Source organism: Terriglobia bacterium (assembly GCA_020073085.1).
GTDB lineage: Bacteria > Acidobacteriota > Terriglobia > JAIQFV01 > JAIQFV01 > JAIQFV01.
This window is the reverse complement of record JAIQFV010000018.1, coordinates 24,695-37,600: the sequence shown is the minus strand read 5'-3', so window position 1 is coordinate 37,600 and position 12,906 is coordinate 24,695. Positions and strand designations below refer to the sequence as shown.

Here is a 12,906-nt window from a genome sequence, read left to right as displayed (position 1 = left end):
AGGGAATCAACCGTTTTAACGGTTTCCATCAACACTTCCAAAAACCGATGAATCGGTTTCAGCAGGCCTCAAAATCGTCCACGACACCTCGATGAATCGGGGTGCTGCTACGGAACCCTGTCTAAGCTACAAAGTATCTCGAATATTTTTCAGGAAGCGAACGCAAGCGACCTTCGGCGTCGGTTATGGTGTGCGTAGTTTCCCCCGTCGCCAGAAGCTGTCCGGAAGCGTGGTTCAGGATCTCGTACTCGAACACAATCAGCCGCTTCTTAAATGAATTGACCTTCGTTTTGATAACCAGGACGTCGTCGTAGCGGGCAGGGGCCTTGTAACGGCAATGGGCGTCGGCCACCATCAGGTAGATGCCTTCCCGCTGTTCCAATTCATGGTAAGTGAACCCCGTGGCCCGGCACCATTCGGCCCGGCCGACTTCAAACCATGCCAGGTAGTTGGCATAGTAAGCGATCCCCATCTGGTCGGTTTCGGCGTAGCGGACGCGGAGGGTGGTTTCAACGATTTGCTTGGACATGAAGAAAGTTCTCAGTTGTCAGTTCTCAGTTGTCAGGGAAGTTGCCAGTTACCAGAAAGGTTGCTGGTTCCCAGTTGCCATCGGTCTATTCTTCGTTAGAGGAGACGAACAAAGGAAATGGATTCCGTTCAGAAATGCGCCTTCTCATCAAAACAGGCCATACTGTGCTTTTGAAGAAGACATCTCTGCTGACTGACAACTGAATATTGAGGATGAAGCACTGAGAACTGGCAACTGAGAACTGACAACTGAAAACTCATTTCTTCATCTGCTCCGCCAAATAATTCTCATACCCAATCTCTTTGATCATGAAAAGCTGTGCCTCCAGCCAGTCCGTGTGTTCCTCCTCATCCACGAGGATATGTTCAAGCAGTTCGCGTGAGCCCCCGTCCCCCTCTTCGAGGCAGGTTGTGATTCCCGCATTCAGGCGCGGGATGGCAGCGTGCTCCAGGGCCAGGTCGTTCTCGAGCTGGGTCTTGACGTCGGGCCCGATGTTAATCTTGAAATAGTCCGTCATATTGGGGGAGCCTTCGAGAAACAGGATCCGCTCCACCAGGCGATCCGCATGCTTCATTTCATCGATGGATTCCTTCATGATGATTTCCTGCAGTCTCATGTACCCCCAGTTCTCACACATCTTGGCATGGACAAAGTATTGGTTGATGGCGGTGAGTTCGGCTTTCAGGACTTCATTCAGTAACTTGAGAATCTTCGGATTGCCCTTCATGGTTCCTCCTCAAAATGGAATGCCGGACGCCTCAGGGTTCCCCGGACAGATTACTGCCCGGTTCTAATTCCCTTAACCACTGCCATCGTCCGAGGTAGTCGGTGCAGATTATAAGACGAATTCCCGATCTCGATAGAAGAATTTGGACCCAGAGGCCGCCTTTACTCCATTTGGACGGCTATGCTATTGTTGGTGCGGTGCGAACTCTAATCCGGTAATCTCAGCGGAAGATGACCACATCCTCAAAATTCAAAGTTAAAAATCCCATGCGTAAAGAAGGGTCCCCAGTCATTTCAGGGAGACCGTACCTGGAGAAACTCGTCCGTGAATGGCGCGCCCTTGAGGAAAAGGTAAGGAAGGGCGGGGGCGATGAACGGATTGAAAAGCAGCACAAACAGGGAAAACTAACGGCGCGCGAGCGTGTGGATCGGTTGTTTGATGCCGGCAGATACTTTCAAGAGGTGGGTTCACTGGTCGCCTATGACCAGTATGGAGGCCAGGCGCCCGGGGCCGGCGTAGTTACTGGTTTTGGGATCATTGAGGGGCGAGAGTGTGTCGTCGTTGCCAACGATGCGACCGTGAAGGCGGGATCCTGGTGGCCGGAAACCATTAAGAAAATCTTGCGGGCCCAGGAAATCGCCATGCGATGCCGGGTGCCCATCCTTTACCTGGTCGACTCGGCGGGAGTGAATCTCCCTTACCAGGGAGGGGTCTTTCCCGGGCAGTATGGCGCCGGAAGAATTTTTTATTATAACTCCATCATGCGCCGGTACCTGAAGGTCCCGCAGCTGGCCGCAGTCATGGGTCAGTGCGTCGCGGGAGGAGCGTATTTGCCCGCCCTCTCCGATGTGATGATCATGACGGAGGGCACGTCTTTCATGGGCCTGGGAGGCCCGAATCTGGTCAAAGGGGCGACTGGTCAAACCGTGGACGGTGAAACCCTCGGAGGCGCCTGGACCCACAATGCGATTTCGGGCGTTGCCCACTATCGCGCCAAGGACGACGAGGATTGCCTGAAGAAATTGAGGCATTGGATCGCTGAACTTCCGAGATCAGCGGCCATGCGAGCTGCTCCAAACGAAACGAGTCTCTCCGGTCAGGAGGGCAAGGCGACCTCCAATCGCCCGTTGACCGACCTGTACGATATTCTGCCGGCGGACCATCGTCAGCAGTACGACACACGGGCCTTATTGGCCTGTATTCTCGATGCCGATTCCTTTGACGAGTTTCAGGCCGACTATGCGCGCGAGATGATCTGCGGGCATGCACGGATTTGCGGCCTCCCGATCGGAATCATCGCCAACTATCGCGGCATCGTGAAGCCCAGTACGAGCGGAGGACCGACACGCTTTGGGGGGATCATCTACACGGAAAGCGCTGAAAAGGTCGCCTACTTCATTGAGACCTGCGCCCGGCAGGGAACCCCGATCCTGTTTGTTCAAGATGTGGCCGGCTTCATGGTGGGAACCGATGCGGAGCAGTCCGGAATCATCCGCGCCGGAGCCCGCTTTGTGGAAGCGATGAGCTGCGCCGGCGTCCCCAAGCTGGTTCTCACCGTCAATCACGCTTCCGGCGCGGGGTATTACGCCATGGCCGGACAGGGCTTTGATCCGGATTTTATCTTTTCCTGGCCGACAGGCCGGATGGCGGTCATGGAAGGCGACAGCGCCGTCCAGGCGGTCTTCGGAACGGAACTCGAAAAACTTGAACGGGAAGGGAAGAAACCCGAAGCGGCTTTGGAAGACCGGATCGACAAAGTCCGCAGAGATTATGAGCATCAGTTGGACGCAAAGTTTGCAGCCGCCCGCGGCTTCGTCGACGCCATCATCGCGCCCGAAGAGACCCGCGAGGCGCTTGAACTGGCCCTTCGCACGGCGCTCAACAATCCGGGACCACATCTCGGGCAGTTTGTGCTTTGAGAGAAATCAAGAATGCACTCACCGCGGAGAACGCCAAGTACGCTGAGATAGATGTTCATCTGCGTCCTCCGCGCCTTTGCGGTGCATTCCAGTGGGTGACAATTTGAAAAACATTCGAATTGGATGTGGACAGGGGTTTTGGGGCGATTGGCCGGAGGCACCCGTCCGTTTGGTGGAAGGGGGACCCCTGGACTATCTGGCCCTGGATTACCTGGCGGAGATCACGATGTCGATCCTGCAGAAACAGAAATCCCGTGATCCCAGGCAGGGTTATGCGAAAGACTTCATCCCGCTTGTGGAGGGCATTCTGCCCCGGTGCGTCGAAAAGAATATCCGGATCATCGCGAATGCCGGCGGGGTGAACCCCCATGCGTGTGCGGAAGCGGTTCGCGGCGTTGCCGGGAAGCTCGGCCTGTCCTCCAGGATCAAAGTGGGAATCGTCGCGGGCGATGACATCTCCGGCAGGTTAGATGATTTCCTTTCGCGGGGGGTGAACCTTGAGAACATGGAGACAGGAGAGCCGTTGCATGCCATCCGGGAGAAGGTTCAGAGCGCGAACGTGTATTTCGGGGCGTGGCCGATTGTGGAGGCGTTGAAAAAGGGAGCCAATGTGATTGTGACAGGCCGATGCACCGACACCGGCCTCTCGCTGGGGCCCATGGCCTTTGAATTCGGGTGGGGAGAGCAGGATTGGGATCGCCTTGCTGCGGGAACGGTTGCCGGACACACCGTGGAATGCGGCGCACAAGCGACGGGTGGCAACTCCCTCGTCGATTGGAAGAAAGTCCCTGATCTCGCGAAAATCGGATACCCCATTATTGAGGCCCAGCAAGACGGGACCTTTGTCATCACAAAACACAAGGGAACCGGGGGTCGCGTCGATGTGCGGACGGTGAAGGAGCAATTGGTATATGAAATGGGGGACCCCTGTTCCTATATTACTCCCGACTGTATCGCGGATTTCACGACGATTCAGTTGCAGCCGGAGGGCAAGGATCGCGTCCGGTTCTCGGGAATCCGGGGTCGGCCGGCCACCCCGTTTTATAAGGTGTCAATCAGCTATTCATCAGGGTGGAAAGCCGTGGGCACGCTGGTCTATGCCTGGCCGGAGGCCTACCAAAAGGCGAAAGTGGCCGACGGGGTTGTCCGGAGGCGGCTGAAATCGATGGGACTGAAGTTTGAAGAGGTTCTCACCGAGTTTGTCGGAGTCGATGCATGTCATGGCCCTCTCTCGGGCGAGCCTCCTCGTGATATCGCGGAAGTCCAGTTTCGCATCGGGGTGCGTTCGCAAGACAAAGACGATGTCGAACGCTTTACCCGGGAGATCGTTCCGCTTGTGCTGAATGGGCCGCCCACGGTGACCGGATTCGCCGGGGGCCGTCCCAAGGTCGAAGAGATCATCGCCTACTGGCCGGGCTTGATCCCGAAAACGGAATTGGTTCCGGCGGTTGAGGTGCTGTGATGGGTCACGCGGTCAGCCGGGTCGCGCCACAAAGGATTCCATGAAAGTTCAATTGCTCCGCTTGGCCCACGCACGTTCGGGGGATAAGGGCGATACCGCCAATGTTGGACTCATCGCGCTCGAGCCTGAATACTATCCCGTCCTCGTTAAGGAGGTCACCGCAGCCCGCGTCAAGAAACACTTTCGGGGGATCTGCAAAGGCGCGGTGGAGCGGTTTGAGATTCCCAATCTCGGGGCTCTGAACTTTCTGCTCCACGAATCCCTGGGCGGCGGGGGTACGGTTTCACTCAAAACAGACGCGCAGGGAAAGACCTATTCCACCGCGTTGCTTCGGATGGAGATTGAGGTTCCTCGGGGACTCTTCCGTGAGAAACGCGTAGGGATCAAAGGACGCAGGAGAGGATGATTAATTCCTGGGTTCGAATTTGATTCCATACTCAAGCCGCGCAGCGGTCCGCCGGCGGTGAATAGCCTGGGGCGTGAGCCCCAGGAACCGCGCACTCCTTCAACCCACTAGCCTGCCTCGGCGGGCGACATGGCTTATTCGTTCGATGGCAAATTTGTTTCCATTGCTCGCCGGACGAACGAATAAGACATAAGGGCGCAGGGTAACTTCGGAATCCAGGTCAATCGGGGGTTTCTGAAGTTCTCCTGGTAAGCCAATGGTCCACTTTGAAGCGATCTGAGTTGTTCTACCATTGAATGCACGTCAAAACCGAGGGTCTACCACCGTGAGTTCTAACAAGCTGATTTTTAAAATTGAGAATTCCATTGCGTGCATTACCCTGAATCGACCGGAGAAACGGAACGCACTCGATTTCGAACTCATCGAAGAGTTGAAAAAGTCCTTCCGCGATGCCGGGTCAAATAAGGTTGTGAAGGCCATCGGGTTGAGTGGGGCAGGGAGGGATTTTTGTGCCGGCATGGACTTAAGCGTCCTCCAGAAGATTCAGCAGCTCGACGTAATGGAGAACATCGAGGATGCCCAATCGCTGATGGAGCTGATCGTTCTCATGCGAAAAATACCCAAACCCATTGTGGCGGTGGTTCAGGGCAGGGCGCTTGCCGGGGGCTGTGGCCTGGCCACTGCATGCGACCTTATCCTGGCGGCAAGGAGTGCCCAGTTTGCTTACACGGAAACCAAAGTCGGGTTCGTTCCCGCCATTGTTTCCGCCCTCGCTCGCCGTGCCCTGGGCGAGAAGCGGGCATTTGAGTTGCTGGTGCTTGCTGAACCCATCACCGCCGTTGAGGCAGAACGCATCGGCTTGATCAACAAGGTATTCGATGACGACAGATTGGAGAGGGAAGCAGGGGAGTATCTATCCACCTTGACCCGCCTCAGCGCCTCTGCCGTGGCGCTGACGAAGTCGCTTCTCTATTCCACGGACGGGATGCCCTGGGAACAAGCCCTGCGGGTCGGGGTCGATGTGAATACCCTGGCACGGATGACTGAAGATTGCAGGAAGGGGGTTGCTGGTTTTCTGAAGAAGAACGAGTAAGGAGCGATGGGTTTTCGTGAACCGACCGGACAGCCCACCGACAGACGGATCGAGTTGTTCAAACGCTCTTCTGCATCCCCAGCACCGCAGCAATCTCCTCAGGCCTTGTGACCACGGTCAACAAGGCATAGTCCTGAGGCGCGGTGTCGGTGGAGCGCTTCCACTCCTCGAGAAAGCGGTTCCAGAATGTCCCGACCAGAAAGATGGGGCGAGATGAGGGAATTTGACCCATCTGGACCAGATTCCAGGCGAGGCTGAGCTCGGCGAGGGTGCCCATCCCCCCACGAAACACCACGTAGGCCTGACCCAGGGCCATGAGTTTTTCGAGCCGGGAAAACAAGTTTTTGGTTCGAATTTCCTCCACCACGAACGAATTCACCGCCCCACGGAAGGATTCCACCGTGACTCCGATGGTATGTCCTTGTGCCTCGCGCGCCCCCCTGGAAGAGGCTTCCATGATGCCGGTATATCCTCCGGTGCAGATCGTGTAGCCCTGTTCAGCGAGGAGCCTTCCGAGGCGGCGGGCAGCATCGTACTCCGGGTCTTCGGATCGGGGATACCGGCTGCCGAATACCGTGACAATCTTCCTTCTTGGGTCTGAGGTCATCGGGAGTTGTCGACAACTTGCGGTGACTCGGTTCGAGTGCGTTTGGATTGCCACAGAAACGTTCGCAGAGATTCAAACTCGGAGGCGGGCGCTCCTTCGATCACGATGACATCATGGTCACGGATCTCCAGTCCCACCTGCTCGGCCTCCGAATCCCATCGAAAGAGCTTGCGCTCTTCGGCCGCCACCACCTTGAGCCGTTTGTACTTTTGGTCCATCAGGACTCGATAACTGTTGAAGAACTGAATGGTGTCCTCCTGGGTGTCCCAAGTTGTAAAAAGCAGCAGGAGGAGTCGGCCCGCTTCATCCTCATAAACCTGATATCGGTCCCCGCCCCACCCTTCACTGGCAATGCGGGCGTTGTCATCGTTCAGGAACTGTTGGAGGACGATCAACATGCCCAGTTCTCCCAGAACGTTGGAATCCACGAGCTTCCAGTGTTTGAGAAACTCCGATTTGGGAGTCGGGAAAGTCACCAGGATGGGATCGTCCCGCCGGTCGAAGTATTTCTCGGGGTGCATCACCTGTTCCATCGAGGAGGGTGGATCTCGATAAAATGCCCCGGCTCGTGACCAGTCGTTATGGCGGCGGAAGTACTGAAAGAAACTCGTCCCGTAAAGATAGGGTGAGGTCAGGGTGGTCTGAAGAGCGCGGGGCGCCTTTTGAAATACCTTTGTGTTGGCGGTGGACATCTGAATGGTTTGATCGATCATCTCCCGGAAATCGAATCCCAGCGTGTTCAGGCTTCTCCCCATGGGCTTCAGAAGGAAGTCGAGCATCATCGCGGTCGCCTCCCCCTCCACCAGGGCTTGATGAGCCTCGGTCAGATCATCGTTTTCCGGGACGGGCTCGCTGAATTTTTTCAAATTGAAGCTTTGATCCTGAAGCGCGTGGGTCAGTTCGTGGGCGAGCACGGGGACTTGCAGATCCATCGGGGTACTATCGAGCAGATTCAACTCGTGGCTTCGGAAGTCGTAGAATCCGGCGACCTGCTCCGTCAGCAGGTCGAGTGCGAATTTGACGTAAGGGAAACCCGGGGGGAGGAGCCCGAACTTCAACATCGTTTTCCGTTCCGCTTCGAGGGCCTTCTGGTTCTTTTCCTCCTGACTGTACCGAACCAACAGGTCGCGCAATTGCTCCTTCGATTTGAACTCTTTGTGGACGGGCCGTGGAGGGGATTGTCCTCGCATCGTCCGGAGTTCATCCAAAATAGAGTCTGCCTGGGCGAGGACTTCGGATTTTTCTTTTGAACCGAGGGTGCTTTCCTGGGCGAAGGATAGAAAGGCGGGACTGACGGCAAAGAAGAGAACGGCGACAAGAAAGAGCGACCGGAGGACCTTTTTCGGGATCAAAATCACCTCAGGATTGTAACAAATTGGCTTCGCCTTGACCCAGCCCCGGGATGATTTCGTGCGGGCAAGGCCCACACCTTTTTCTGAGGATCCCGCAATCCACCGTCGGGGCAAATCGAACGGGATTGGGAAGAAACATCAAGGGCCCCCGAACCGACGTCGTCGAGGCGCCCGACCGCCGTGCCATACAAACGCTCGTACGATTCAAAGTAGAGGCGTATAGCTATGCGCCCCTACCGCGAGGGGTCCAGCATCTCCTCATGAGATTCCATTGCTGACGGCAGTGTCAGTGAGAAATCTACAGTTGCCGGGCTTTGACGTTCTCCTGGATGAACTTAATCGTCTCTTCGGTGGAAGTGCCCGGAAAGAAGACAGCCGCGACTCCCAGCGACTTCATTTCCCCCACATCCTGTTCCGGAATTATTCCCCCCAACACCACGAGGACATCGTCGAGCTTGTTGGCCTTCAACAGTTCCATGACCCGAGGCACAATCGTATTGTGCGCACCGGACAGAATGGACAGCCCGATGGCATCCACATCTTCCTGGAGGGCCGCATTGACGATCTGCTCGGGCGTCTGACGGAGGCCGGTATAGATGACTTCCATCCCGGCGTCTCGCAATGCCCGGGCCACAATCTTTGCACCCCGGTCGTGGCCATCGAGTCCGGGTTTTGCGATCAGGACGCGAATCTTGCGATCCTTCACTACCATGATTGCCCTCGTCAATGTTCGTGGAAACTTATCACGTCAGCACGGCGGATCTGTGTCGAAACAAGAGAAAAGGTTGGACCTGTCAGGCGACCTGTCCAACCTTCGGGGATCTCCTTGGCCACCAAAGCAGTTCCCCCGGGCAGACCGCGACTCCGGCTGCAGCCCAGAGAACTGCTTGTGTCCAATGTCAATTGGAAGTGACGCTCTTCACGACGTCGCCAACCTTGGCGGGGCCTCCGGTCACGACTCCGGTGGCCGAGCTGGCGTCCACTTCAATGATCTTGATGGTTCCGATCAGGCTGGTGACCTGTTTCAGAACCTTGCCGGTGGCCGGGTCCTTGACCGTGCGAGTGACACGTTCGAGCTTGTACGTGTCCCCCATTTTGACCCCCTGATCTTTGCCGACGTTCAAAATAGCGTTCTGTCCATCCACATCGGCCACGATGCCATTGATTTCAATCTTGGTCGCCACAATCTTTTCAGCATTGCTGATGATCTCTCCCGCCACCTGGTCCACGGCCGCGCGCGTCGCTTCACCCAGGATACTTTCCTGGAAATTGCTGCTGCCCATGTCCAGGCCGCCCGCGCCCCAGCCGCCTCCACCGCCGCCGGCGCCTCCCACCGAGAAACCACCCCGCTTGGATTCGCCCTTCCCTTGGGCGACGCCGAGGATTTCGGCGGTAGTGGTGTCTACCATTCGGGCGTCAATGGCCACCATGGCCTTCATGCTCTTCTTGCCGATCCCCCCGAGGCCGAATCCGCCCCAGCTGCCACCACCGCCCCCCACCTTAAAGTTCTTGTCGTCAAACCCGAACTGGGTGATGCTGCCGACAATAATCGCATTGACCCCCAGAATCTTCCCGATCTTGGCAGCCGTCATCGGATTGGCGCGGTCACTGTTCGAAAAGTTCTGTTCTGCCAGGATCTGATCAAGCATCTTCCGCTCGACAACAGAATAGGTTCCGTCCTTGACCAGCTTGGTGACCAGCATATCTGAAATGCCCTTGCCGACATCCCAATCGCCAGACCACCAGCGTTGAACCGTTCCAAAGTCGAAATTCATGATCGCAACACGGCGCTTGGTCACGGCGTCCGCAGGCGCCCCAAGACTGGTTGCGATCGATGCAAAAAACATCAGAAGAAAGAAAGTCAATCCCCATCTTCTAATCATGGTCGAGCCCCCTCCCGAATCCTTGAATTTTGATGTGTAACCCGGGATCTCCCGGAAGAACACCCCGGTTCTTGGAACGAACAAACCTTCTCAAGCTACCGTCGCTACCCTAAAAAGCCCTTCCTGCCAGACCAATCAGAGGAAATCCGTCCATGAAACTCTTTTCCTCTAAAACACCGGCTCCGCATAGACGCCAAAAACCAATTTCATCTCATCGCAAATCTCACCCACCGTGGCGTAGGCCTCGACACATTCGATGAGATGGGGCATTAGATTGCTGTCGCCCTCAGCAGCTTGATGCAACGAATGAAGAGCCCTTGAGACCGCCGCATTATCGCGGTTTTTGCGCAATTGATCCAGTTTTTCCCTCTGGCGGTCCCCCACGGTATGATCGATGTACAGGACATCAATGGGCGGGTCGTTCTCGGCAAAGAAATCATTTACCCCCACGATGATTTTTTCTTTGCGCTCGACCGCCTTCTGGAACTGGTAGGCGCTTTCCTGGATTTCACGCTGCGGGAAGCCGAGTTCAATCGCGGCGATCATCCCCCCCATGGCATCGATCTTCTCAAAGTAATCCTGGCATTCTTTTTCCAGGTCGAGCGTCAGCCGTTCTATATAGTAGGAGCCGCCCAGGGGATCGATCGTGTTGGCCACCCCCGACTCATGGGCGATGATCTGTTGGGTGCGAAGCGCGATGGTGACCGCCTGTTCAGAAGGGAGGGCCAGGGTCTCATCGAGGGAGTTGGTGTGCAAGGATTGGGTTCCGCCCAGAACGGCCGCCAATGCCTGGATCGCCACTCGAACCACATTATTGTAAGGCTGTTGTGCCGTCAGGCTCACGCCGGCGGTCTGGGCATGAGTCCGCAGGAGCAACGACCGCGGATCTTTCGCTCCGAACCGCTCCTTCATCGTGTGGTACCACACCTTGCGGGCCGCGCGGTACTTCGCGATTTCTTCAAAGAAGTCGTTGTGGGCATTAAAGAAGAAAGAAAGACGGGGGGCAAATTCGTCGACATCCATGCCGGCGTCTATCCCCGCCTGAACGTATTCAATGCCGTCCCGCAAGGTGAATGCCAGCTCCTGGGCCGCGGTTGCTCCCGCTTCCCGGATATGATAGCCGGAGATGGAGATGGAGTTCCATCGAGGCACATCCTTCGCACAAAACAGGAAACCATCCGTGATGAGGCGCATGGAAGGTCGCGGGGGATAAATCCATTCCTTCTGGGCGATGTATTCCTTGAGAATATCGTTTTGAATGGTGCCGGAGATCAGCTTCCAGTCCGCGCCCTGCTTCCGGGCGACCGCAAGATACATCGCGAAGATGACGTGGGCCGGCGCGTTGATGGTCATCGAGGTGGTGACCTCGGCGAGGGGAATCCCTGCAAAAAGGGTTTCCATGTCCGCCAGAGACGAGATGGAGACGCCGCACTTGCCGACTTCCCCCGTGCTGACCGGATGGTCGGCATCGTAGCCCATCAGCGTCGGCAGGTCGAAGGCCACCGACAGGCCGGTCTGCCCGTGGGCCAGAAGATACTTAAAGCGTTCGTTGGTTTGCTCGGGAGTACCGAATCCCGCAAACTGCCGCATCGTCCAGGGCTTTCCCCTGTATCCCGTGGCATGAATGCCCCGCGTAAAGGGCGGCTCGCCCGGGAAGCTGAGGTCCCGCTCGAAATCAAAATCAGGAAGCTCGGCTGGCGTGTAGAGCCGCTCCACCGGTCGCATGGACACCGTCGTGTATGGGCCATTCTCTTCGGGGAGCCTCTGGAGTGAATTCTTCAGCGTCGTCTCTTCCCAACGCTTCCTGGCTTCTTCGGTCGTGGAAGAGGCCGTCTCAGGGGGCTTACTCATAACCTTGGGAACTATCCCTTCACCCGCGTGGTATCTGCTCATTGGTGGATGCAGACTTCGATCCTTTTGTAATACTATTCGATGGAAGCCAAAAAATCAACCTTTCCGCCGACAAGTTGGGCCGTTATCTTGACGCCCCCCCACCCCTTTGTTACACTCAACCGCTTATTCTGCGCTTTAAATATGGGCATATTGGGCATTCATACATCGATCAGCGGGTCTCTCAGGAATGCGGTCCTCAGCGCGGAAGAGCTGGGTTGCGATTGTTTCCAGATGTTTTCACGCAACCCGAGGGGCTGGTCTGCTCCCGCCTTGGCAGAGCCCGAAGCCAGGGCCTTTGTCGACGAGCGGGTGCAGACGAAGCTGTATCCCGTCGTCATCCATGATTGCTACCTGGTCAATCTCGCGGCGGAGAACGAAGAGATCTGGAAAAAATCGGTCCATGTTTTTCGCGACGAACTCACGCGTGCGGTCATGCTCGGCGCCGACTACGTGGTTTTTCATCCGGGCAATCCCCGGTCATTAGGACGTGAGAAGGGAATCGAGAGGACCGTCGCCGGGTTGGAGGAAGCGGCGAAGGGACTGCGGCTGGATCGCGTGACCATCCTGGTGGAGAACACAGCAGGAATGGGTTCAGCCCTGGGTTCGGATTTTGCTGAGGTGGCTGACATTGTCCGGGCTGCGCGGGGGAAGAATCTCCGAATGGGCTGCTGCCTCGACACGCAGCATACGTTTGCGGCCGGTTATGATATTGCAGGCAAAAAAGGACTGGAAGAAACAGTCAGGTACCTGGAGAAAACGGTGGGCCTGGAGGGGATCAAGGTCATCCACACCAACGATTCCAAAGTACCCCTGGGTGGACGGGTTGACCGGCACGAGCATATTGGACGTGGGAAGATCGGGCGGGAAGCGTTCAAACGCCTGGTCCATCATCCGGCGTTTCGGCACCTTCCCTTCATTCTCGAAACACCGATCGACAAGCCGGGGGATGATCTCCGCAATCTGGCGGTCATGCGGAGCATGATGGCGGGGCCCAGGGCGGGCGCCCGTAGAGTTCGCCCCCTAGGAGCTGGATGA

Annotated in this window: 12 protein-coding genes; 5 read left to right on the top strand and 7 right to left on the bottom strand. The window is 56.6% G+C overall.

The window, feature by feature from the left end; translation table 11 throughout:
• Positions 1-121: 121 nt before the first annotated feature.
• Both LAO21_17155 and bfr read right to left on the bottom strand, forming a co-directional pair.
• On the bottom strand, positions 122-529 hold the full coding sequence (locus LAO21_17155; GenBank protein ID MBZ5554449.1) for an acyl-CoA thioesterase: 408 nt from the start codon (positions 527-529) through the stop codon (positions 122-124).
• Positions 530-785: 256 nt separating this feature from the next.
• Positions 786-1,256, bottom strand: a complete 471-nt coding sequence (gene bfr / locus LAO21_17150) for a bacterioferritin (protein MBZ5554448.1) — start codon at positions 1,254-1,256, stop codon at positions 786-788.
• 266 nt (positions 1,257-1,522) lie between these two features.
• Here bfr and LAO21_17145 point away from each other — a divergent pair, with 266 nt between their 5' ends.
• From LAO21_17145 to LAO21_17130, 4 genes are all read left to right on the top strand, one after another.
• Positions 1,523-3,175 (top strand): acyl-CoA carboxylase subunit beta, encoded by a 1,653-nt coding sequence (locus LAO21_17145; GenBank protein MBZ5554447.1) that lies wholly within the window; start codon positions 1,523-1,525, stop codon positions 3,173-3,175.
• A 103-nt stretch (positions 3,176-3,278) separates the two neighbouring features.
• Positions 3,279-4,637 (top strand): DUF1446 domain-containing protein, encoded by a 1,359-nt coding sequence (locus LAO21_17140; protein MBZ5554446.1) that lies wholly within the window; start codon positions 3,279-3,281, stop codon positions 4,635-4,637.
• Between the two features lie 40 nt (positions 4,638-4,677).
• Positions 4,678-5,043, top strand: a complete 366-nt coding sequence (locus LAO21_17135; GenBank protein MBZ5554445.1) for a hypothetical protein — start codon at positions 4,678-4,680, stop codon at positions 5,041-5,043.
• Between the two features lie 325 nt (positions 5,044-5,368).
• Positions 5,369-6,136, top strand: coding sequence for an enoyl-CoA hydratase/isomerase family protein (locus tag LAO21_17130; GenBank protein ID MBZ5554444.1), 768 nt, complete (start codon positions 5,369-5,371; stop codon positions 6,134-6,136).
• Between the two features lie 58 nt (positions 6,137-6,194).
• Here the strand turns inward: LAO21_17130 and LAO21_17125 are convergent, their stop codons facing one another.
• The 5 genes from LAO21_17125 to LAO21_17105 form a co-directional block, all read right to left on the bottom strand.
• Positions 6,195-6,743, bottom strand: coding sequence for an LOG family protein (locus tag LAO21_17125; protein ID MBZ5554443.1), 549 nt, complete (start codon positions 6,741-6,743; stop codon positions 6,195-6,197).
• The gene (locus LAO21_17120) at positions 6,740-8,095 is read right to left on the bottom strand and encodes a hypothetical protein (protein MBZ5554442.1); all 1,356 of its coding nucleotides are present in this window, start codon (positions 8,093-8,095) and stop codon (positions 6,740-6,742) included. Before LAO21_17120 ends, LAO21_17125 begins: the two co-directional genes overlap by 4 nt.
• A gap of 298 nt (positions 8,096-8,393) precedes the next feature.
• Positions 8,394-8,807 (bottom strand): cobalamin B12-binding domain-containing protein, encoded by a 414-nt coding sequence (locus tag LAO21_17115; GenBank protein MBZ5554441.1) that lies wholly within the window; start codon positions 8,805-8,807, stop codon positions 8,394-8,396.
• Between the two features lie 187 nt (positions 8,808-8,994).
• Positions 8,995-9,975, bottom strand: coding sequence for a curli production assembly protein CsgG (locus LAO21_17110; GenBank protein ID MBZ5554440.1), 981 nt, complete (start codon positions 9,973-9,975; stop codon positions 8,995-8,997).
• Positions 9,976-10,146: 171 nt separating this feature from the next.
• Positions 10,147-11,829, bottom strand: a complete 1,683-nt coding sequence (locus LAO21_17105) for a methylmalonyl-CoA mutase family protein (GenBank protein ID MBZ5554439.1) — start codon at positions 11,827-11,829, stop codon at positions 10,147-10,149.
• A gap of 183 nt (positions 11,830-12,012) precedes the next feature.
• On the opposite strand from LAO21_17105, the gene LAO21_17100 reads away from it, so the two are divergent.
• Entirely contained in the window at positions 12,013-12,906 is an 894-nt protein-coding gene (locus LAO21_17100; protein ID MBZ5554438.1) for a deoxyribonuclease IV, read from the top strand.

Bases quoted from the DNA above. Each gene is read 5' to 3' on its own strand.
- LAO21_17135 (MBZ5554445.1), top strand. From the start codon at position 4,678: ATGAAAGTTCAATTGCTCCGCTTGGCCCACGCACGTTCGGGGGATAAG.
- LAO21_17155 (MBZ5554449.1), bottom strand. From the start codon at position 529: ATGTCCAAGCAAATCGTTGAAACCACCCTCCGCGTCCGCTACGCCGAA.
- LAO21_17145 (MBZ5554447.1), top strand. From the start codon at position 1,523: ATGCGTAAAGAAGGGTCCCCAGTCATTTCAGGGAGACCGTACCTGGAG.
- bfr (MBZ5554448.1), bottom strand. From the start codon at position 1,256: ATGAAGGGCAATCCGAAGATTCTCAAGTTACTGAATGAAGTCCTGAAA.
- LAO21_17105 (MBZ5554439.1), bottom strand. From the start codon at position 11,829: ATGAGTAAGCCCCCTGAGACGGCCTCTTCCACGACCGAAGAAGCCAGG.
- LAO21_17100 (MBZ5554438.1), top strand. From the start codon at position 12,013: ATGGGCATATTGGGCATTCATACATCGATCAGCGGGTCTCTCAGGAAT.
- LAO21_17115 (MBZ5554441.1), bottom strand. From the start codon at position 8,807: ATGGTAGTGAAGGATCGCAAGATTCGCGTCCTGATCGCAAAACCCGGA.
- LAO21_17125 (MBZ5554443.1), bottom strand. From the start codon at position 6,743: ATGACCTCAGACCCAAGAAGGAAGATTGTCACGGTATTCGGCAGCCGG.